Below are 20,504 nucleotides of genomic sequence, written 5' to 3'. Positions count from 1 at the left end.
GCACCTTCGGGGCTTCTACACTCGACAGACATGACCGAGACCGCGATCCCCACCGACGTCGAATCCGCCGTCCTCGAGGCGTGCCGGCGCGCCAAGCTCGCGTCGCGCGCGCTCGCGACCGCCACGACGACGGCGAAGAACGATGCGCTCCACGCCATGGCCGACGCGCTCGTCGCGCAGGCGCCGCGCATCGTCGCCGCCAACGCCGAGGACCTCGCGCGGGGGCTTGGCAACGACATGAGCCCGGGCCTGCTCGACCGCCTCGCGCTCGATGAGGACCGCATCGCGAAGATCGCCGAGGCGCTGAGGTACGTCGCGACGCTCCCCGACCCGGTCGGTGAGGTAAAGCGGGGCTCGACGCTCCCCAACGGCATCCGGATCATCCAGAAGGCCGTGCCGATGGGCGTGGTCGGCATGATCTACGAGGCGCGCCCGAACGTGACCGTCGACGCCGCCGGATTGTCGCTCAAGTCGGGCAACGCGGCCGTGCTGCGCGGCGGCTCGGCGGCCGCCGCATCGAACGAGGTCATCGTCGAGGTGCTGCAGGACGCGCTCGAGGAGGTCGGCCTGCCGCGCGACGCCGTCCAGTCCATCGACGCGTACGGGCGCGCCGGGGCGAAGGTGCTGATGAACGCGCGAGGGCTCGTCGACGTGCTCGTGCCGCGCGGCGGACGTGACCTCATCCAGACCGTCGTGCGCGAGTCGACGGTGCCCGCGATCGAGACGGGGGAGGGCAACTGCCACGTCTACCTCGACGCGTCGGCGCCGCTCGAGCGCTCGCTCGCGATCGTGCTCAACGCGAAGACGCACCGCGTAGGGGTGTGCAACGCGGCCGAGACGCTCCTGGTCCACAAGGACGCCGCGGACAACCTTCCGGTGATCCTCGAGGCGCTCCACGAGGCGGGCGTGACCATCCATGCGGACGATGCGGCGGCCGACCTCGCGCCGGCGAACGTCCCGACGGTTCCCGCCACGGAGGAGGACTGGGCGACGGAGTACCTGTCGCTCGACCTCGCGGTCAAGGTGGTCGACTCGATCGACGAGGCGATCCAGCACATCGCGCGCTACTCGACCGGCCACACCGAGGCGATCGTCACGAACGACATCGACGCGTCGCAGCGGTTCGTCGCGCACATCGACTCCGCCGCCGTCATGGTCAACGCGTCGACGAGGTTCACCGACGGCGGCGAGTTCGGGCTGGGAGCGGAGATCGGCATCTCCACGCAGAAGCTCCACGCGCGCGGGCCCATGGGGCTCGGCGAGCTCACCACGACCACCTGGGTCGCGTACGGCGAGGGTCACATCCGTCCCTGACCTCCGGCGGCGCATCGGCGGGGCCTTCGCAGGTGCCATAATCGCGGGAGACAACAGGAGGAGTCCCTATGATCACCGAGGCCGTCGAGACCACGTCGCACGTCGTCACCGAGCTGCCCATCCCGGCCGAGGCGATCGGCCTGCTCGCCTTCGTGGGCCTCATGGGCCTGCTCTTCGTGACGTACGCGTTCCGGAGCGTCGGCACGCGCCACTGACGTGACCGCGCCCCTCGCTCGCGTGGGTGTGCTGGGCGGCACGTTCGACCCGATCCATCACGGCCACCTCGCCGCAGCCTCGGAGGTATGCGCGCGGCTGGGACTCGACCAGATCCTGCTGACCCCGGCGCATGCGCAGCCGTTCAAGCAGGGCTACGACACGGAGACGCCGGCGCATCGGCTCGCGATGTGCGAGCTCGCCGCGGCCGAGGACGAGCGGTTCGCCGTGTCTCCCGTCGACATCGAGCGGGGCGGCGTCACGTACACGGTCGACACCCTCGCGGACCTGCGCGAGCAGCGTCCCGATGCGGAGCTGTTCTTCATCACGGGCGCGGACGCGATCGCGCGCCTGGACGAGTGGCGCGAACCGGACAGGCTGGTCGAGCTCGCCACGTTCGTGGGGGTGACACGGCCCGGACATGCGTTGGCTGAGAGTGCGTCGCCGCATATCCTGGTGGAGGTCCCCGCTCTGGCGATATCGTCTACCGATGTGCGCCGCCGGGTGAGGGCCGGGTTGCCTATCCGCTACCTTGTACCGCGGTCCGTGGCCGACTACATCGCAGTGAACGGGCTCTACTACGGAGGACTTGATGACTGACCAGGGCAGGCCTTTGTCGCGCAGAGAGCGTCGCGAGGTCGAGGCCAGGATGGCCGCCCCGGACCAGCCGACCACCCCGATCCCGTCCGCCGTCGCAGGACCCGCCACGCACCCCGACGGCACGCCGCTCACCCGCAAGGAGCGCCGCGAGATGGAGCGCGCCGAGCGGCCCATGGAGACGTGGACCCGCGAGGAGGAGCTCATCGCGACCGGGCAGCTGCCTGCGATGACGCCCGAGATGCTCGATGCGCAGGAGCTCGTCATGCGGCGCCGCAGCGAGCCCGCCGAGGAGGTCGAGCCGGAGGCGCCTGCGGATGCAGTCGAGCCTGAGCCCGAGCCCGAGCCCGAGCCGGCGGTCGACGTAGACGTCGATGCCGACGCGGAGCCGGCCGCGGACGATGCTGTGGTTGAGCCCGAGGCGGAGGTCCACGATGCTCAGCCCGAGCCCGAGCCCGAGCCCGAGCCCGAGCCCGAGCCCGAGCCCGAGCCCGAGCCCGAGCCCGCCCGTGTGCAGCTGACGTCGCCGTGGGAGGGCTTCGCCGCCGAGGTCGCGGCCGCGCACGAGCCTGTCGTCGACGACGAGCCCGAGCCCGACGACGAACCCGAGCCGACCGACGAGTTCGTCACGGAACCGACCCCCACCGGCGCCATCGAAGCGATCCCGGAGGAGTACCGTCACCTCTTCCCGCCGGGCTCGCTTCAGGCGCAGCGCCTCGAGGAGCGCTCGCCTGAGACGGGCGACGGCGGAGTCGCGCCCGTGCAGGACACCGAGCCCGCTTCCGAGCCCGAGCAGCAGCAGGACGCCCACGAGGATGCGCGTGAGGACTCCGCGTTCGCGGACGCTCCCGCCGAGGACCCTGCGGCCGAGATCCGCCGCCTGACCGCGGAAGCCATGGCGGGCATCAACGCGACGCAGCAGATCCACCGCGCGCCGGCCTGGGTCGACGCGCCCGCCGAGGACGGCGACCTGTCCATGCACGACGAGCCGGACGCCGCCGAGGACGATGGCGACGTCGCCGACGTGCTCGATGAGCAGCGCTCCGACGCGCTCGACCCCGCCGAGGTCTACGCGCAGGCGGCGCAGGAGGCGGCTCTCGGCTTGGGCGAGACCGTCGCCGCGCCCGTCGAGGTCGAGGACGCCGCGGAGGACGAGGCGCCCGCGGAGGCACCCGTGCCGGCCGGCGTCCGCACGCCGACGGGCGGCGCGCCCATCGTCCCCGCCGGGCTCCGTCCCGTGGCGCCGGCGGCGGCGTCCGCTCCCACGGTGTGGGACTCGCATCCGCTCGCGCAGGCGCAGCCGCGCGAGGTCGCCGACTACGCGCCGTCGCAGGACATCCCCGTCCCCGACTTCACCAAGATCATGCACGGCTACGCGTCGAGCGAGACCTCGGCGGGCACGGCGCCCGCGGGCCAGGTCGGCGACGGTCCGAGCGCGACCGAGGTCCCCCTCTCCGAGCCGATCCGGCGCCCGCTTCCCGAGGAGCACGAGGAGGGCGCGCACCACTTCGCGTGGGCGCACCTCGCGGTGATCGGGGCGGTGGCGTTCCTGCTCGGAGTGCTCGTGTGGCACCTCACGGGGAACGCGGGATGACGGCCACCGAGCGGGCGCTCGCCCTGGTGCACGCCGCCGCGCGTGCCGCGGATGCCAAGAAGGCCGAGCAGATCGTCGCGCTGGACGTCTCGGCGCACCTGCCGCTCGCGGACGCGTTCGTCATCGCCTCGGCGTCGAACGAACGCCAGGTCGCCGCGGTCGCCGAGGCGATCGAGGAGGAGCTCCGCGAGCTCGGCGCCGATGCCGTCCGTCGCGAAGGCGTGCGCGAGGGACGCTGGGCGCTGCTCGACTTCAACGACGTCATCGTCCACGTCATGCACGACGAGGAGCGCGGCTACTACGAGCTCGAGCGCCTGTGGAAGGACTGCCCGGTCATCGACCTCGGGCTGGGGGAGTGACCCGGATCTTCCTGGTCCGTCACGGCCAGACCGACTGGAACCGCGAGGGCCGGCTTCAGGGGTCGACCGACATCCCGCTCAACGCGACGGGGCGCGCGCAGGCCCATGCGGCCGCATCGTCCCTGTGGCGTGCGCTCGGCGACGATGCGGTGGTCGTGTCCTCGCACCTCGACCGCGCGGCCGAGACGGCCCGGATCATCGTGGGCGACCGACCGGTCGCGCTCCACCGGGACGCGCGTCTCGCGGAGCGGCGCTACGGCCCGTGGGAGGGGCTCCTGGGGCACGAGCGCGCGGAGCGCTTCCCTGACGAGGACGCCGCCTGGCGGGCAGGGTACGAGCCCGACTTCGACGGCTACGAGACGCACGCCGAGGTGGCCGCGCGCATGACCGTCGCCGCGGAGGAGTGGTCCGCGCGCGTGAGCGGCGACCTCGTGCTGGTCGCGCACGGCTCGTCGGGACGCATGCTCCTGCTCGCGCTGCTCGGGCTCCCCTTCGAGGGCCGCACGCTCGGCAGCCTCCACAACGCCGCGTGGTCGCGCCTGGTCCCCGCGGCGAGCGGCGGCTGGTCGCTCGAGGCCCACAACGTCGGCGCGCCGCCCCCGGGGAGGTCGCTGTGACCGTCCTCGTGCTCATGCGCCACGGCCGGACCGCCTTCAACGCCGAGGGCCGGCTGCAGGGCTCGCTCGACGTGCCGCTCGGCGACCAGGGGCGGGCCGACGCCCGGGACGCCGCACGGGCGCTCGTCGGCGCCTACGGCATCCCGGACCGCATCGTCACCTCGCCGCTCCTGCGCGCCGCGGACACCGCCGCGGAGCTGTCCGCGGTGACGGGCGTGCCCGCACGGCCCGATTCGCGGCTCACCCAGCGCTCGTACGGGGCGTGGGAGGGGCTCACGTGGGACGAGGTGCGCGAGCGTTGGCCCGAGGGCTACGAGCGGCGCATGCGGGGCCTGGACCCCGAGATCGCCGGCTGGGGCGAGGCGCCGGACGTCGCCGCGCGCGTCGCGGCGGGCCTGGTCGAGGCATGCGAGGGCGCGCGGCTGGTGGTCGCAGTCAGCCATGGTTCCGCGATCATGCTCGGCTCGCTCGCACTGCTCGGGCTCGACGTCCGCTCGCAGGTGCTCGGCAAGCTCCCGCACGCGCACTGGAACGTGCTCGAGGGCATGCACGGCCGCTGGTCGATGGTCCGCTACGGCCACTCCGCCGCATCGTCCCTGGCAGAGTCGCTGCCCGAGGCCGATTAACACTTGGTCAAGGATCTGGGCTAGTATCTATCTCGCTCTCAAGAGCACGGAATCCGCAAGGATGACGGGGCTGTGGCGCAGCTGGTAGCGCACCTGCATGGCATGCAGGGGGTCAGGGGTTCGAGTCCCCTCAGCTCCACGAAGTGTTGAGACAGCACTTGATCGAAAGGCCGCCCTTCGGGGCGGCCTTTCGTGTTTCCCGGGCATGATGCGACGGTCCGGTCCGCGCCGAGCCGTCCCCCCAAGTGTTATAGTTCATCTATAACAACTGTGCTTTCTGGGAGGCTGAGATGAGCAAGGCCGTATCGCGTGCCCTCGTGGTCGGTGTCGTGGTTCCGGCGGTGGCGTGCCTCGCGGCGGTCGGGGTCGAGCTCGCCGTCATGGCCGAGCTGCCGGACCCTGTCGCGACCCACTGGAGCGGCTCCGGTCCGGACGGCTTCTCGCCGGCCTGGGCGGTGCCGCTCATGACCGCGCTCGTCGCGGGCGTCCTGCCGCTCGTGCTCGGCGCGTCCGCGCTCCCGGCGCTCCGGCGCGGGCTGCGCGGCTTCACGCTCGACCTGCTGCCGGCGGTCGCCGCAGGCCTCTCGGTGTTCCTCGGCACGCTGCTGGCCGGGTCCCTGGTGATGCAACGCGGCCTCGAGGACGCCACCGCGGCGCCGGGCGTGGGCGGCGTCATCGCGCTCGGGCTGGGCGCCGGCGCCGTCGTCGGCGTGCTGGGCTGGCTCGTCCAGGCGCGCGAGCCGTGGACGCGGCGCCCCGCGGCGCCCGCCGAGGCGATCGTGCTCGAGGCGGGGCAGCGAGCCGCGTGGCTCGGCCGCGCCGAGATGGGACGCGGCCTGGTCGCCTTCCTCGTGCTCGTCGCCGTGGCGCTCGGGGTCACCGCCGTCGCGATGTGGGTGATCGGGGACGGCGCGGCCGCGGGCGTGTTCACGGGCGTCGCCGCCCTCGTGAGCCTGCTGCTCATGACGTTCACGGCGTTCACCGTCCGGGTCGACGCCGCCGGGCTCACGGTGACGTCCGGTGCGCGGCTCGTGCGGATGCGGGTGCCCGCCGAGGATGTCGCCCAGGCCGCGGCGGTCGAGGTGACCGGGCTGGCCGAGTACGGCGGTTACGGCATCCGTCAGATCCCGGGCGCGACCGCCGTGGTGCTGCGGTCGGGTCCCGCGCTCGAGGTCACGCGACGCTCCGGCAGGCGCTTCGTGGTGACGGTCGACGACGCCGCCACCGCGGCCGCCGTGCTCGCCGCATCCGCGGAGAACGCCCATGCTGCTCAGGGTTGACCCGGGGGCGGCGTCGCCGCTCTACGACCAGATCGCGGCGGATGTGCGCCGCCAGGCGAGCGACGGCACGCTCGCGGCCGGCGACCGGCTCCCCTCGGCGCGCGAGGTCGCGGCCGCCCTGGACGTCAACCTCCACACGGTCCTCAAGGCGTATCAGGTCCTGCGCGACGAGGGCCTGGTCGAGATGCGCCGCGGGCGCGGCGCGGTCGTCTCCGATCACGCGCGTGCGCTCGCGGCCCTGAGGGGCGAGGCGAGGGCGCTCGCGGCCCGCGGCAGGGAGCTCGGGGTGGGTGCGGATGCGCTCGCCGCGCTCGTGCGGGCGGCGGTGGACGAGGGCTGACGCGCGGCCCGCCCGGGTCCGTCAGCCCAGCAGGCCGAGCTCCGCGAACGCGGACGCGATCCCGCCGCGCTCGGGGCCCGGGGTGACGCGGTCGGCCGCGGCGAGCACCGCATCGTCCGCGCCCTCGATGGCCACGCCCAGGCCCGCGTACGCGAGCATCTCGACGTCGTTGAGCCCGTCGCCGAACGCGATCACGTCCTCGCGTGCGAGGCCGAGCCGCGCGACCACGGCGGCGATGCCCACGGCCTTGTGCACGTGGGCGAGGAAGATCTCCCCGGCGCCCGGGCCGAGGTCGGGGATCGACGACGGGATGACCGCGACCTCGGGGCCGATCGCCGCGGCGATCTCGTGGACCGCGACCTCGGCGTGGAAGGTCGTGATCTTCCCGAACGCGACGTCGGCGAGGTCCTCGGCCGCGGTGATCGCCGCGGTGATGTCGCTGCGCCCGGTGGCCGCCTCGCCGCGCTGGGGCAGGTGCGTGCTCATCGCGGCGAGGGTCGCGGGGCGGGCGTGCGTGGAGTGCGGTCCCTCGAGCAGGAAGAGGGCCCCGGCGTGGTCGAGCGCCGCGATCGCACGCGTCGCGAGCGTGGCCGGGAACCGCGTGTCGAGCAGGACCTCGTCGCCCAGGACCACGTACGCGCCGGCGCCGGCGACGTAGCCGTCGAAGCCCGCAGCCGTGATGCGCTCCGGCAGGAGCGACACGGGGCGTCCGGTGCAGAGGAGCACCAGGTGGCCCGCCGCGCGTGCGGCGCGGACGGCGCGCTCGTGCTCCTCGGGCACTACGCCGTGGTGGGCGTATGTCCCGTCGACGTCGAGGAAGATGGCGCGAGGGGACGATGCGGCGGTGGGGGAGGTCACCCCCTCACCCTATGAGGACGCCACGTCCTGCCGTCCCCAGAGCGGCACGCCCTGCTCGGAGGTGACGGTGAGCCCCCAGGTCCAGGCCTCGGCGGTCGGGTTCCACGCGGGCGTGATGACCCCGGTGAACGTGGCATCCGCCGTCGTGATGGTGAGGTCCTGGTCGCCGGAGAGCTCCCACGTACCCTCGACGCCGCCCGAGACCGTGCCGTCCGCCTCGAGCGTCGCGGGAGCGGACGTGGGCGCGAGCGGCGAGATCACCTTGTCGAAGGTCACCACCTGCCACGTGCCCACCGCATCGTCCGCGCTCACCTCGACGAGGCTCTCGCCGGCGTAGCGCTCGGGCGAGACCACGGGCCAGCCGTCGGCGTTCATGTGCATCTGGTGGACGCGGACCTCGTGCATCTCGCCCGTGCCGGGGAAGCGCGAGTGGAACACCAGGAACGACTCGCCCGTGTCCGGGTCGTCGTACCACGAGCTGTGGCCGGGGGACACGTAGCCGGCGTCTCCGCCGATGCCCGGGCCGTCCGCCCACTCGTGGCCGCCGATGAGCTTGACGCCGTAGGGCTCGATCGCCGCGTCGTCGAAGAACGAGCCGTCCGGGCCCGCGATGGCCGACGCGTCGTTGCCCTCGGCGTCCAGGTACGGCCCGTCGGGGTTCTCGGAGCGCATCACGCGCAGCTCGTAGCCGCCGGAGGCGTCGAGACCGCCGAACGACAGGAACAGGTAGTAGTAGCCCGTCTCCTCGTCGTAGCGGATGGTCGGTCCCTCGATGCGGACGTGGTTGCCGCCGAGCAGGTGCGTGCCGTATCCCTGGCCCGCGAGCGGCATCCCCGTCGTCGGGTCCATCTCGAGGATGAAGATGCCGCCGGAGTACGAGCCGTAGACCATCCAGAGGTTCCCGTCGGCTTCGTAGAACGCGTCGGGGTCGACGGCGTTGGGCATGACGGTCGCGTCGTACATCTCGCCCGCGTTCTCCGACTCCTCGTCGGACATGCCCGACCGCAGCAGGATGCCCTCGTCCTCGTAGGGGCCCCCGACCTCGTCGGCGATCGCAAGGCCGAGCGCGGACAGCGGCGAGTCGCCCCGGCACGAGTTGTAGTACATCGCGTAGCGGCCGTCGGGCAGCTGGACCACGTCGGCCGCCCACAGCGTGCCGGACTGCGCCCAGTCGAAGGTCTCCTCGAGCTCCGCGCGGATGTCGTCGAACAGGCCCGCCGCGTCGGCATCGTCGACGCTCGTGCTGTGCTGCGTCCACGACATGAGGTCGGTCGTGTACGCGGAGGCGGCGTGGGAGCCGAAGACCCAGATTTCCTCACCGGACGTCACCACCGACGGGTCGTGGACGGTGACCTCGGCGAAGGTGGGCGCCTCGAGCTCGGGCAGGCCGCCGGACGATGCGCTGCACGCGGACAGCGCGAGGGTTGCGGCGGCGAGGGTGGCGGCCGCGGCGGCGGCTCGGGTGCGGGTCACGGAGGGCTCCTGTGCGTCGTCGGACAGTGTGCTCGGCGGGGACCGCGCCGAGGGCTGCCGCGACCCTACAACGTTGTAAATGGGCGGGTCAAACCGCAGGCCGGTGCGCCGGGAGGCTGCGCGCCCGGGTCCGAGCATGGCGAAGCGGGGGGCGCCGGGGGAGGCGCCCCCCGCTCCTGGGGACGGGGGAGATCAGGCCGTGGCGAGGGCTGCGATCTCCTCCGGGGTCAGGGCCGAGGTCCACACCGCGACCTCGTCGACGTCGCCGGCGAACGGTGTGTCCCACCAGTTGACGCCGATGGCGAAGCGGCCATCAGGGCTGGTGAGGACGTTCGGGAAGCCGGTGCCGGTGAAGGCGGCCTCGCCGTCGAGATAGACGCTGACGTCGCCGCCGTCGACCGTGAACGCGACGTGCGTCCACTCGCCCACGGGGATCTGCGCGCCGGTACCCGCGTCGTACCACGCGGAGCCGGACCACAGCATCGTGCTCTGGCTGACGCCGTCGTGGCCGCGCGGGACCAGGCTCACCCAGTGGTCGCCGTCCGCCGCCGCGAAGAACGCGGTGGTGTACTGCGTGAGCGCGGACGGGCGCAGCCACATGCTGACCGTGTAGGTGTCGCCCTGCACGAGCCCGTACGGCAGCTGGATGCCGCTGGCGCCGTCCAGGTGGACAGCCTGGCCCGAGACGCCGTCCTCGACGAAGGCGGCGTCGCCGCCGGTGGTGTCGATGCGGTTGCCTGTGGTCCACGCCGTGCCGCCGTGTGCCGTGGAGTCGGCCAGGTCGCCGTCGAAGGACCAGCCGCCGATCTGGACGGCTGCCGGCCGCGCCAGGACCACGACGGTGAACGCGACCGTCGTCCTCACCTTGCCGTTGACGATGGTCGCCATGAGCGTCACCGTCGCGTCGTCCTCTCCGGCGGCGGGGCGCGTGACGTCGCCGGTGCCGGACAGGTGCGCCTCGTCGGAGGACGCCCACGAGAGGGTGGTGCCGCTGGTGCCCGTGGTCGGCAGGGTCAGGTCCGCCGTGACCGCGGAGGTGTCGCCCAGGTCGAGGTCCGCCACCACCGCGGCGACCGCGTCCTTGGGCTTGAGGACGTCGACCTGGCGGCCCCACAGGGAGTCGCCGGTCGCGTCCTGCACCGTGAGGCCCACCGTCCACGTCTCACGCTGGTCGTCCCAGACGGGCGCGAACACGCCCGTGTAGGTCCCATCCGAGGTGCGAAGCGTCGCGGTGCTGTCGCCCGACAGCCTCCACGTGCCCGTGAGGTCGCCCGAGATGCGACCGTTGGCCGCGAACGTGACGTCGACCGGCAGGTCGGGCTCGGCGCTGATCTCGGTGCCGAGGTCGATGATCTGCCAGGTGCCGGTGACCTCGTTGCCCTTGATCCGGCGGTCGCGCTCGCCCGCGTAGCGGAACGGCGCGACCACGGGCCAGCCGCCCTCGTTCATGTACATCCGGTTCACCCGGACGTTGTGCTTCTCGCCGGTGCCGGGGAAGCGGGAGTGGAGCACGATGTACGAATCGCCCGTGGCGGGGTCGTCGTACCAGGACGTGTGGCCGGGGGAGACGTAGCCGGTGCCCTCGCCCGTGCCGGGATCGCCCACCTCACGGGTGAACGTGTAGCCGTCCATGATCTTCACGCCATACGGCTCGATCGAGTCGTCGTCGAACAGGGTGCCCTCGGCGCCCTTCACGGTGGACATGTCGTGGCCGTTCGCGTCGACATAGGGGCCGTCGGGGTGCTCCGAGCGCGCGACCCGTACCTCGTAGCCGCCGTTCGCGTCGAGACCCCCGTAGGAGAGGAACAGGTAGTAGTAGCCGGTCTCCTCGTCGAAGCGGACGGTGGGCGCCTCGATGCGGGCGTGGTTGCCGCCCACGAGGTGGGTGCCGTAGCCCTGGTCGGGCAGGGGGAGGCCCGTGGCGGGATCCAGCTGGAGGATGAAGATGCCGCCCGAGTACGAGCCGTAGACCATCCAGAGGTTGCCCTCGGCGTCGTAGAACGCGTCCGGGTCGACCGTGTTGGGGTGGACGGTCGCGTCGTAGATCTCACCCGGGTTCTCGGACTCCTCGTCCCACATCCCCGACTTGAGGATGATCCCGAGGTCCTCGTAGGGGCCGTCGACGTCGTCGGACACGGCGACGCCCAGCGCCGACCGGGGCGAGTCGCCCTTGCACGCGTTGTAGTACATGTAGTACTTCCCGTCGGCGAGCTGGATCACGTCCGCCGCCCACAGGGTGCTGGTCTGGGCCCACGCGAAGGTCTCGGCGAGCTCCGAGTAGACGTCGTCGAAGAGCGGGTTGTTCGCGTCCTGGCTCAGGTCGACCGAGTTCTGGGTCCAGTTCATGAGGTCGGTCGTGTACGCCGAGGCGCCGTGAGAGCCGAACGCCCAGATCGCGTCGCCGGACGTGACGATCGAGGGGTCGTGGACGGTGACGTCGGTGAAGGTGGGGGTGGTCGGGGCCGGCGCGGGCTTGCCGGCCCATGCGGGGGCCGCGGCGGCCGAGGCGGTGAGCGCGGCGGTGGCGGCGAGCGCCCCGAGGCTGAGGCGTGTGCTGCGGCTGAGGGCCACATCGTCTCCTGTTCATCGTTGGACAGAGATGGGTGCGAAGGCTTCCTCGCCTCCGACGCGGCGACTCTACAACGATGTAACGGGGCGTGCAATGGGAACTTTGACGAGGTCTGCGGCATGTGCGCCGGGGGCCTCGGCAGGCCGGCCCGCGCGGTGCTTCACTGGTGGCGGAGGTGTGCCATGGACGCCTGGAGGGTGCGTGAGGGGGCGCTACGCCGCGAGTCCGCGCCCGAGCCGGTGCCGGCCCGCGACGAGCTGCTCGTGCGCGTGGAGGCGTGCGGCGTGTGCCGTACGGACCTGCACGTCATCGACGGGGACCTGCCCGTGCATCGTCCCGGGGTGGTCCCCGGCCACCAGGTGGTCGGGACGGTGGTCGCCGCGGGCGACGCGGTGCGGTCGGTCGGCTTCGGGGACCGCGTGGGGGTCGCCTGGCTGCACCGGACGTGCGGGGCGTGCCGCTGGTGCCGCTCGGGCCGCGAGAACCTGTGCCCCGAGGCGACCTTCACCGGCTGGGATCACGACGGCGGCTACGCCGAGCTGCTCACGGTCCCGGAGGCCTACGCCTATCCGCTGCCGCGCGACGACGAGGCGCTCGCGCTCGCGCCGCTGCTGTGCGCCGGCATCATCGGCTACCGCGCCCTGCGCCGCGCCAACCTTCCGTCCGGCGGCGTGCTGGGGATCTACGGCTTCGGGTCGAGCGCGTCCATCACCGCGCAGCTCGCGAAGGCGGCAGGCGCGACCGTGATGGCGATCACACGCGGCGCGCGCAACCAGGCGCTCGCGCGCGAGCTCGAGGTGGACTTCGTCGGCGGCGAGGACGCGGTGCCCCCGGAGGTGCTCGACGCGGCGATCGTGTTCGCGCCCGTCGGCGCGATCCTCACGCAGGCGCTCGACGCGACGGCGCGCGGCGGCACGGTGGTGAGCGCGGGCATCCACATGTCGCCCATCCCCGAGATCGACTACGACCGCTCGCTGTTCTACGAGCGGGATCTGCGCTCGGTCACCGCCAACACCAGGGCGGACGGTGCGGAGTTCCTCGCACTGGCGCGGAACCTGCGCCTCGCGCCCGCGGTCACCACGTATGGCTTCGACGGGGTGGACGATGCGCTGCTGGACCTGCGCGCGGGGCGCGCCCGCGGCTCGCTCGTGATCCGCATGGGCTGAGCCCGCCGGTCCGCCCTTCGATTCCCACTGACGGATGGGGCGCGAGCGACGCATGCGGCTGCGGCACGCGCACGGCCGGTCCCTCGCGACCCGTGCTTCACCTCTGTCAGTGGGAGTCCGTGCGCCCTTCAACCGGACAGAGGTGTCCGGTAGAGTCGGCCGAAGCGACCGGACAACGTTGTCCGGTGCTGAGGCTCGAAGGGGAGTGTCATGGCGCAGTGGGACGAGGAGGTCGACCTCCTGGTGGTCGGCACAGGCGCGGCGGCGATGTCCGCAGCGATCGCGGCGGCCGACGATGGGCTCGATGTCCTGGTGGTCGAGGGATCCGACAAGTGGGGCGGGTCGACCGGGATGAGCGGCGGCGGGTGCTGGCTGCCGACCCATCCGGGCATGAAGGAGATCGGCGTCGAGGACTCCGAGGAGGCGGTGCTCACGTACCTCGATGCGTGCGTGGGAACCCCGGAGGAGGTGGGTCCCGCATCGTCCCTCGCGCGCCGCCAGGCGTTCGTGAGGACGGCGCCGGTGGTCCACTCGTGGCTCGAGGGCCACGGCATGGTGTGGCAGACCGCCGAGAAGTACCCCGACTACTACCCGGACCTGCCCGGTGGCATCGCGGGTGGACGGACCGTCGAGCCCGCACCGTTCGACGTCAAGAAGTTCGGCGACTGGTGGGGGCGCGCGCGCTTCTCCATGCCCGCCGGCCTGCCGCTGTTCGCGGGCGACACCTACCTGCTGGCGCGCGCGTGGTCGACGCCCTCGGGGTTCGTCGGCGGGGCGCGCATGGTGTTCCGCACGCTCGGCGGCCTGGTCGCCGGTCGCAGGCTCACGGGTCTCGGGGCGTCGCTGTCGTCGCGCCTCATGTGGATCGCGAAGTTCGAGCAGGGCACGGAGGTGCGCCTCGAGACCCCGCTCACCGACCTCGTGATCGAGGACGGAGCGTGCGTGGGCGCCGTCGTCACGGGACCCGAGGGAGAGCGCCGCATCCGCGCCCGCGTGGGCGTCCACCTCGGCGCGGGCGGGTTCGATCACAACCTCGAATGGCGCAAGGAGCACCAGGGGATCGACGTCGAGCACTCGTCGGGCAACCCCTACAACACGGGGACCGCCATCGAGATCGGCCGGCGTCACGGCGCGGACGTGGCGCTCATGGACGATGCGTGGTGGGGGCCGTCGGTCGCGCCCACCTCCACGACGCCGGCCGTCTTCATCGTGTCCGAGCGGTCGATGCCGCACTCGATCGTCGTCGACCAGGAGGGCAGCCGGTACGTCGACGAGTCGACCTCGTACGTCGACTTCGGCCACGCGATGCTCGAGCGTGGGCTCGAGCGCACCAACCATTCGTGGATGGTCCTCGACGTGCGGTTCGGCCGCAAGTACCTCAACAACGCGTTCCTGGCGGGGAAGAAGGCGCTGTTCGAGGAGGGCGTCGCGGTCAAGGCGGACACCCTCGAGGAACTCGCCGAGAAGATGGGCGTGGACAAGGCCACCTTCAAGGCCTCCATCCAGCGCTTCAACGCGTTCGCACGCGCAGGGGTCGACGAGGACTTCGGGCGCGGCCACGACGCCTACGACAACTACTACGGGGACCCGACCCACGGCCCGAACCCCAACCTCGGAGAGATCGCGAAGGGTCCGTTCACGGCGATCAAGATCGTGCTCGGCGACCTCGGCACCAAGGGCGGGCTCCTCACGGACGAGCACGCGCGGGTGGTGTCGACCTCGGGTGCCGTGATCGAGGGGCTGTACGCGGCGGGCAACTGCTCCGCCGCGGTCGCCGGGCGCACCTACCCCGGGGCGGGGTCGACCCTGGGACCCGCGCTCGTGTTCGGGTACCTCGCGGGCCGCCACGCCGCAGCCCGGGCGACCGAGCTCGCCATCGCCGACGCCGCGGACCGCGCCGTGGGCGAGCCCGTCCAGGAGGTGCAGGCGGGATGACGTGCCGGGGCCGGCGGCCGCGCGCGACGCGACCGCCGGCCCCGGGCGGCGGCTGCTGGCGTGGGCGCGCGCCGCGGTTCCGGGCGCGGTTGCGGGCGTGGTCGCGTGCCGCGGCTCGTCAGGGCGTCCGCTCGCGACGGGCTAGGGTCGACTGTCGTGAGATATGTGGCGATCGGGGACAGCTTCACCGAGGGGGTCGGCGACCCGCAGCCCGGCGGAGGGGTGCGCGGCTGGGCGGACCTCGTCGCGATCGGGCTCGCACAGGCGCATGGCGGGGTCGACTATGCGAACCTCGCGATCCGCGGACGGCTGCTCGAGCCGATCGCGACCGAGCAGTGCGACGCGGCGCTCGCGCTCGACCCGCGGCCCGACGTCATGACGTTCAACGGCAGCGGCAACGACATGATGCGGCCCGGGTGGGATGCGGCGCGCATCGAGGCGCTCACGCGTCGCGTGGTCGACCTCACGGGCGAGGCCGGCGTCTCGCTCGTGATCCTCTCGGGGCCCGACCCGACCGAGCGCCTCCCGCGCGGGCGCACGTTCTCCGACCGGGCGGACGCCCTCATGGGGCTGATCGACGCGATCGCCGCGGAGACCCCGCACGTCACGTTCGTCGACAACTACCGCGACCCGGAGATGCGCCGCGCCGCCTACTGGGACGAGGACCGTCTGCACCTCAATCCGTTGGGGCACTCGCGCGTCGCGTCGCGCGTCCTCGCGGCCATGGGGGTCGCGACCGACCTGCCCGCCGCGCCGCAGGGCGATGCGAGCCGTCCGGGCATCGTCGAGGAGGCGCGTTACGTGGGCCGCTACGTGCTCCCGTGGATCGGGAGGCGCCTCACGGGGCGCTCGTCGGGCGACGGCCGCGTGCCCAAGCATCCGACGTGGACCAGGATCGAGGCGCCGGCGCCCTGACGCGCGCACGGTAGCGTGGCCGCATGGCGACGCCCGACTTCGTCCTCGATCTGCGTGCCAAGATCGGCACCGACCTGCTGTGGCTGCCCGGCGTGACCGCCGTGGTGCTGCGGCCCTCGCCCGATCGTGAGGGCGCGCGCCAGGTGCTGCTCGTGCGGCGCGCGGACAACGGTCAGTGGACCCCGGTGACGGGCATCATCGACCCCGGGGAGGAGCCCGCGGCCGCGGGCGCGCGCGAGTGCCTCGAGGAGGCGGACGTGGTCGCCGAGGCGGAGGCGCTCGTCTGGGTCCACGCGCTGCCGGCGATGCGTTACGCGAACGGCGACCGGTCGCAGTACCTCGACCTCACGTTCCGCTTCCGCTACGTGAGCGGGGAGCCGCACCCGGCGGACGGGGAGAACCTCGAGGCCGCGTGGTTCGAGCTCGACGCGCTGCCGCCGATGAACGCCGAGATGTCGGCGCGCGTGGTGGCCGGCGTCGGGCCGGGGGACGTGTGCCGCTGGGCGTTCTAGCGCGGTGTCGAGCGTGAGCTCGGGCATGAGCCCGACAGGCCCTGGGCGCCGGCGCGGGCGCACGGTAGCGTGACCGCATGGCGACGCCCGGTTTCATCCTCGCGCTGCGCGAGCGGGTGGGGACCCATCCGCTGTGGCTGATGAGCGCGACTGCCGTGGTGCTGCGGCCCTCGCCCGACCGCGCCGGCATCAGGCAGGTGCTCCTCGCGCATCGTCCCGACTTCGACGTCTGGGCCACCGTGGGCGGCATCATCGACCCCGGCGAGGAGCCCGCGATCGCGGCGGCGCGCGAGTGCCTCGAGGAGGCCGGCGTGGTCGGGGAGCCCGAGGCGCTCGCGTGGGTCCACGTCCAGGCGCCCGCCACGTACCCCAACGGCGATCGGGTCCAGTTCCTCGACCTCACGTTCCGCTTCCGCTACGTCAGTGGCGAGGCGCATGCGGCGGACGGCGAGAACTCCGAGGTCGCGTGGTTCGACGAGGACGCGCTCCCGCCGCTCTCGCTCGAGATGCAGCGCCGGGTCGCGGCGGTGCTCGCCGGCGACGAGGTCACGCGCTTCGAGAGCTGAGCGCGGTCGGGTCCGGCGTCCGCTGTCCGCCGTCTGGCGTTGGTCGCTCGGCCCGCCGCACGCCGCGCGCCATGGGGCGCTGAGCGTCGTTTCCGCGAGCCTGCTGCCTCGCATGGGACGCTGGCGGTCGTTGGCACTGCGGCCGGCGGGCGCGCGCGCCTGGCTCGGGCGGGCGACCGGGAGCGCCCCCTGGGAGGCGGCGGGTGCGGCTGAGCGACCGTGGGTGCCCCATTTCGCGGGCGGGCTGCCGGCAAGCGCGCGTCAGTGTGCCGCGTGTCCCGGCCCCGGCGCGTCGACGGGGCGCTGGATGAAGAACGCGGCCACCACCGCGCCCGACGCGAGGATCGCGGCGATGAGGTACGCGGCCCTGATCCCGGCCGACTGCGCGGCCAGCTCGTCGACGCCGGTGGCGGTCCGCGACGCGGCGACGGCCGCCATGGTCGAGACGAACAGCGCGGTGCCCGCGGCGCCCGACACCTGCTGCACCGTCGAGACCGTGGCGGATCCGTAGGCGTACAGGTGCGGCGGGAGCGAACCCAGGCTCGCGGCGAACAGCGGCGTGAACATCAGCGCGAGCCCGGCGCTCAGGACCACGTGGCAGGCGAGCAGAGCCCACCACGGCGTCGCCGGGGACATGGTGAACGCGAGCGTCCACAGCACGCCCGCGACGAGCGCGGCTCCGGGGATGAGCAGGGGGCGCGGCCCGATCCGGTCCACCGCCCGTCCGATACCCGGCGCGCACAACCCCATGAGCAGGCCGCCGGGCAGCAGCAGAAGGCCGCTCTGCAGCACCGAGAGCCCGAGCACGCCCTGCATGAACAGCGGCAGCAGGATGATCATCCCGAACAGCGACATCATGAGGATCGCGAACATCACGATCGACACCGCGAAGGTGGGCACGCGGAAGGTACGCAGGTCGAGCAGCGCATCGTCGATGCGCTGCAGCACGATCTGCCTCCAGACGAAGAGCCCGAGCGCGACCGCACCGACGGCGAGCGCCGCGACGGTGGTGGCGGGGACGCCGTCGCCGCCGGCCTCGCCGATGCGGCTCAGGCCGAAGACCAGACCGCCGAAGCCGAGCGCCGAGAGGATCACCGACAGCACATCGATGGGCGCGTCGGTGGGCTCGGTCACGTTGCGCATCAGCCTCCAGCCGAGCGCGAGCACCGCCGCCGCGATCGGCAGCACGAACACGAACATGAAGCGCCACGGCAGCACGCTCAGGATCAACCCGGACATGGTGGGCCCGATCGCCGGGGCGACCGCGATGACCACCGAGATCGATCCCATCCGGCGGCCCCGCGTCTCGGGCGGCTCGAGCTGCATCACCGTGGTGATGAGCAGCGGCAGCATGATCGCGGTCCCGCAGGCCTGCACCACGCGCGCGAGCAGCAGCACCTCGAAGCCCGGCGCGAGGGCCGCGATGAGCGTGCCGGCGACGAACAGCGACATCGCGGTGAGGAAGATCGGTCGCGTGTGGAACCGGCGAAGCAGGAACCCCGTGATCGGGATGACCACGGACATGGTGAGCAGGAACGCGGTGGTGAGCCACTGCGCCGCGACCGCGGTGATCGCGAGGTCCTCCATGAGGTGGGGGATCGCGACGCCCATGACCGTCTCGTTGAGGATCACCACGAACGCCGCGACGATGAGCACCCAGATCACCGCCGTGTTCCGGCGCGCGAGCGCGGGGTCTACCGCGCGAGGCGCGTCCGGATGCCTGGTGGCGAGGTCGTCGGTCATCACGCCATTGTGCGCCAGGGGTCCGACAACGCGTCAGCCCCACGTTCTGGGGGTCTTCCATCTCGCGCCGCCGCGCTCCGGTTGCCGATTCGCCGACGCGGCCATAACATCGTGATGCCAACGCCGACGGTGCACCCCGTCGGCAGTCTCGTCCTGGGGGACCGCCGGCCGGCGGGGGATGCGGAGGTTCTGATGGTGCACACGGCTGAGGGGGCCGCGCAGCGCTTCACCAAGCGCGACGTGCGGGTGAATGGGGCCGCGCTCGATCCGTCAGGTCTGAGGGTTCTGCGATTGGTGGTGGGCGACGAGTCCGACTCCGGTCGCGCGGATCCGGATGCGCATCCCTCGCCGGTCTCGTCGCCGGCGTTCCTGGAGTGGGCCGCGCGGCTCGGCACGGCGGCCGCGATGCCCAACGTGTACCTGCCCGGCGCACCGCGGCTTTCGAGCCCTCACGGCGCCGCCGTGTTCACGGGGGCGCCCGTCGACCCGCTCACCCGGCGCTACCTCACCGCCGCGATCGACGCCCGCGCCCTGCGCGCCCGGGCGCGCGTGCTCCAGTGGCTCGCGGTGCGCTCCGCGATCGACCTCACGCGCGAGGTGCGGTGGACCAGCCTCGCGTGCGGCCCCGCGCTTCCCGTCGTCGCCGCGCTCGCCGAGGCGCACGAGGCCGGGATCGATGCGCACGCGACCTTCATCGACACGTGCTCCGACTCGCTCGACGTGACGCGGCGCCTGGTGCGCGGCCACGGCCTGGACCCAGCCGAGCACGCGTTCCTCACGCGCGACGAGGCGATCGTCGCGGAGGAGCCGCCCGTGCCCGAGGGCTCGCAGGACGTGGTGGAGGCGCTCGACCTGCTGGTGGGTCGCTGCCCCGAGGAGGCGGCACGCGCGCTCGGCGCGGCGTTCGCCCTGGTACGGCCGGGCGGGGCGCTCGTCTTCTCGGCGATGCTCGCGGACCGTCCCGATCCCGACGCCCGCGCCGCGTGGCCCTCGGGGCGCCTCTGGACCCTGGCCGAGGCGGCCGCGCTGATCGACGCGGCGGGCGTCGAGGTCGCCGATGCGCTGGCCTATCTCACCGCGGACGGCGTGTACGCCGTGATCGAGATCGAGCGCCTCTAGCCGCGGGTAGCCTCGAACGCGTGGACGATGCGCGGGCGGGCGAGGCGGTCGAGGGCGAGGGCCTCGACGGTGCGGCGCTCGCGCCGCGAACCGTGGGCATCCTCGGCGCCGGTCGGGTCGGCGCGGTGCTCGCGCGCCTGTGCCGCGACGCCGGCATCCCGGTGACCACCGCATCGTCCGCGGACGATCCGGCGGCGGCGTGCGCCGCGGACGTGGTCATCCTGGCGATCCCGCTCGGGCGCTACCGCACGCTGCCGCGCACGCTGCTCGAGGGGCGGCTGGTGGTCGACGCCATGAACTACTGGTGGGAGCTCGACGGTGCGCGCCCCGATCTCGACGATCCGTCCACGTCGACCTCCGAGACCGTCGCCACCTTCCTTCGCGGCGCGCGGCTGGTCAAGGCCTTCAACCATGCGAGCGTGTGGGAGCTCGCCAACCTCGCGCATCCTCCCGGACATCCCGACCGCCGCGGCATCGCGGTCGCGGGCGACGATGCGCGCGACCGGGCCGCCGTCGCGGCCCTGGTCGACGCGCTGGGCTTCGACCCCGTCGACGCGGGCCCGCTCGCGGCGGGGGTGATGGTCGAACCGGCCACCGAGGCCTTCGGCTCCGGCGCCACGGCCGACGAGCTGCGCGCGATGCTCGACCGGTTCCCGCGATCGCAGCGCGGCCGGGTGGTCGCGCGAGCGCGCGGGCGGGCGGGTTGAC

Annotated in this window: 20 protein-coding genes and 1 tRNA gene; 17 read left to right on the top strand and 4 right to left on the bottom strand. The window is 73.0% G+C overall.

The genetic code is table 11. The features are described 5' to 3' along the window. Positions 1-30: 30 nt before the first annotated feature. From AOM09_RS11360 to AOM09_RS11320, 10 genes are all read left to right on the top strand, one after another. Positions 31-1,314, top strand: a complete 1,284-nt coding sequence (locus AOM09_RS11360; protein ID WP_062388432.1) for a glutamate-5-semialdehyde dehydrogenase — start codon at positions 31-33, stop codon at positions 1,312-1,314. A gap of 68 nt (positions 1,315-1,382) precedes the next feature. Further along, positions 1,383-1,529: a hypothetical protein gene (locus tag AOM09_RS15380; RefSeq protein WP_169747654.1), complete on the top strand. Its 147-nt coding sequence runs from the start codon at positions 1,383-1,385 to the stop codon at positions 1,527-1,529. 1 nt (position 1,530) lies between these two features. Further along, a complete protein-coding gene (gene nadD, locus AOM09_RS11355; protein WP_062388429.1) occupies positions 1,531-2,127 on the top strand; it encodes a nicotinate-nucleotide adenylyltransferase in 597 nt (198 codons plus the stop codon). Next, the gene (locus tag AOM09_RS11350; protein ID WP_156162349.1) at positions 2,120-3,718 is read left to right on the top strand and encodes a hypothetical protein; all 1,599 of its coding nucleotides are present in this window, start codon (positions 2,120-2,122) and stop codon (positions 3,716-3,718) included. Before nadD ends, AOM09_RS11350 begins: the two co-directional genes overlap by 8 nt. After that, positions 3,715-4,077 (top strand): ribosome silencing factor, encoded by a 363-nt coding sequence (gene rsfS, locus AOM09_RS11345; RefSeq protein ID WP_062388423.1) that lies wholly within the window; start codon positions 3,715-3,717, stop codon positions 4,075-4,077. Before AOM09_RS11350 ends, rsfS begins: the two co-directional genes overlap by 4 nt. Beyond that, a complete protein-coding gene (locus AOM09_RS11340; RefSeq protein WP_062388421.1) occupies positions 4,074-4,694 on the top strand; it encodes a histidine phosphatase family protein in 621 nt (206 codons plus the stop codon). Before rsfS ends, AOM09_RS11340 begins: the two co-directional genes overlap by 4 nt. Beyond that, positions 4,691-5,320: a histidine phosphatase family protein gene (locus AOM09_RS11335; protein ID WP_062388419.1), complete on the top strand. Its 630-nt coding sequence runs from the start codon at positions 4,691-4,693 to the stop codon at positions 5,318-5,320. Before AOM09_RS11340 ends, AOM09_RS11335 begins: the two co-directional genes overlap by 4 nt. Positions 5,321-5,386: 66 nt before the next feature. Then, a tRNA-Ala gene (locus tag AOM09_RS11330) sits at positions 5,387-5,459 on the top strand. A 151-nt stretch (positions 5,460-5,610) separates the two neighbouring features. Continuing rightward, entirely contained in the window at positions 5,611-6,600 is a 990-nt protein-coding gene (locus AOM09_RS11325) for a DUF1648 domain-containing protein (protein WP_062388417.1), read from the top strand. After that, positions 6,584-6,940, top strand: coding sequence for a GntR family transcriptional regulator (locus AOM09_RS11320; protein ID WP_062388414.1), 357 nt, complete (start codon positions 6,584-6,586; stop codon positions 6,938-6,940). The genes AOM09_RS11325 and AOM09_RS11320 overlap by 17 nt, the downstream gene beginning before the upstream one ends. A 21-nt stretch (positions 6,941-6,961) precedes the next feature. On the opposite strand, the gene AOM09_RS11315 is transcribed toward AOM09_RS11320, so the two are convergent. From AOM09_RS11315 to AOM09_RS11305, 3 genes are all read right to left on the bottom strand, one after another. Further along, a complete protein-coding gene (locus AOM09_RS11315) occupies positions 6,962-7,798 on the bottom strand; it encodes an HAD-IIB family hydrolase (RefSeq protein WP_062388411.1) in 837 nt (278 codons plus the stop codon). Positions 7,799-7,807: 9 nt separating this feature from the next. Continuing rightward, the gene (locus tag AOM09_RS11310) at positions 7,808-9,271 is read right to left on the bottom strand and encodes a glycoside hydrolase family 43 protein (protein ID WP_062388408.1); all 1,464 of its coding nucleotides are present in this window, start codon (positions 9,269-9,271) and stop codon (positions 7,808-7,810) included. A 192-nt stretch (positions 9,272-9,463) separates the two neighbouring features. Continuing rightward, positions 9,464-11,842, bottom strand: coding sequence for a LamG-like jellyroll fold domain-containing protein (locus tag AOM09_RS11305; protein ID WP_062388405.1), 2,379 nt, complete (start codon positions 11,840-11,842; stop codon positions 9,464-9,466). A gap of 180 nt (positions 11,843-12,022) precedes the next feature. Between AOM09_RS11305 and AOM09_RS11300 the strand changes: the two genes are divergently transcribed. From AOM09_RS11300 to AOM09_RS11280, 5 genes are all read left to right on the top strand, one after another. Then, positions 12,023-13,006: a zinc-binding alcohol dehydrogenase family protein gene (locus AOM09_RS11300; RefSeq protein WP_062388402.1), complete on the top strand. Its 984-nt coding sequence runs from the start codon at positions 12,023-12,025 to the stop codon at positions 13,004-13,006. A gap of 210 nt (positions 13,007-13,216) precedes the next feature. Further along, complete coding sequence (locus AOM09_RS11295) at positions 13,217-14,941, top strand: FAD-binding protein (RefSeq protein WP_082099064.1); 1,725 nt, start codon at positions 13,217-13,219, stop codon at positions 14,939-14,941. Positions 14,942-15,106: 165 nt separating this feature from the next. After that, positions 15,107-15,856, top strand: coding sequence for an SGNH/GDSL hydrolase family protein (locus AOM09_RS11290; protein WP_267127882.1), 750 nt, complete (start codon positions 15,107-15,109; stop codon positions 15,854-15,856). A 23-nt stretch (positions 15,857-15,879) separates the two neighbouring features. Next, entirely contained in the window at positions 15,880-16,368 is a 489-nt protein-coding gene (locus tag AOM09_RS11285) for an NUDIX hydrolase (RefSeq protein WP_062388395.1), read from the top strand. A 77-nt stretch (positions 16,369-16,445) separates the two neighbouring features. Continuing rightward, positions 16,446-16,934 (top strand): NUDIX hydrolase, encoded by a 489-nt coding sequence (locus AOM09_RS11280; protein WP_062388392.1) that lies wholly within the window; start codon positions 16,446-16,448, stop codon positions 16,932-16,934. A 261-nt stretch (positions 16,935-17,195) separates the two neighbouring features. Here AOM09_RS11280 and AOM09_RS11275 read toward each other — a convergent pair whose 3' ends face one another. Beyond that, on the bottom strand, positions 17,196-18,677 hold the full coding sequence (locus tag AOM09_RS11275) for a DHA2 family efflux MFS transporter permease subunit (RefSeq protein WP_062388391.1): 1,482 nt from the start codon (positions 18,675-18,677) through the stop codon (positions 17,196-17,198). Positions 18,678-18,869: 192 nt separating this feature from the next. Here AOM09_RS11275 and AOM09_RS11270 point away from each other — a divergent pair, with 192 nt between their 5' ends. Both AOM09_RS11270 and AOM09_RS11265 read left to right on the top strand, forming a co-directional pair. Continuing rightward, positions 18,870-19,796 (top strand): hypothetical protein, encoded by a 927-nt coding sequence (locus tag AOM09_RS11270; protein ID WP_156162347.1) that lies wholly within the window; start codon positions 18,870-18,872, stop codon positions 19,794-19,796. Between the two features lie 20 nt (positions 19,797-19,816). Then, complete coding sequence (locus AOM09_RS11265; protein WP_228375129.1) at positions 19,817-20,503, top strand: NADPH-dependent F420 reductase; 687 nt, start codon at positions 19,817-19,819, stop codon at positions 20,501-20,503. The last annotated feature ends 1 nt before the right edge of the window (position 20,504 follow it).

It is taken from the genome of Demequina iriomotensis (assembly GCF_000971395.1).
Lineage (GTDB): Bacteria > Actinomycetota > Actinomycetes > Actinomycetales > Demequinaceae > Demequina > Demequina iriomotensis.
This window is presented reverse-complemented; position numbering and strand designations above follow the sequence as displayed.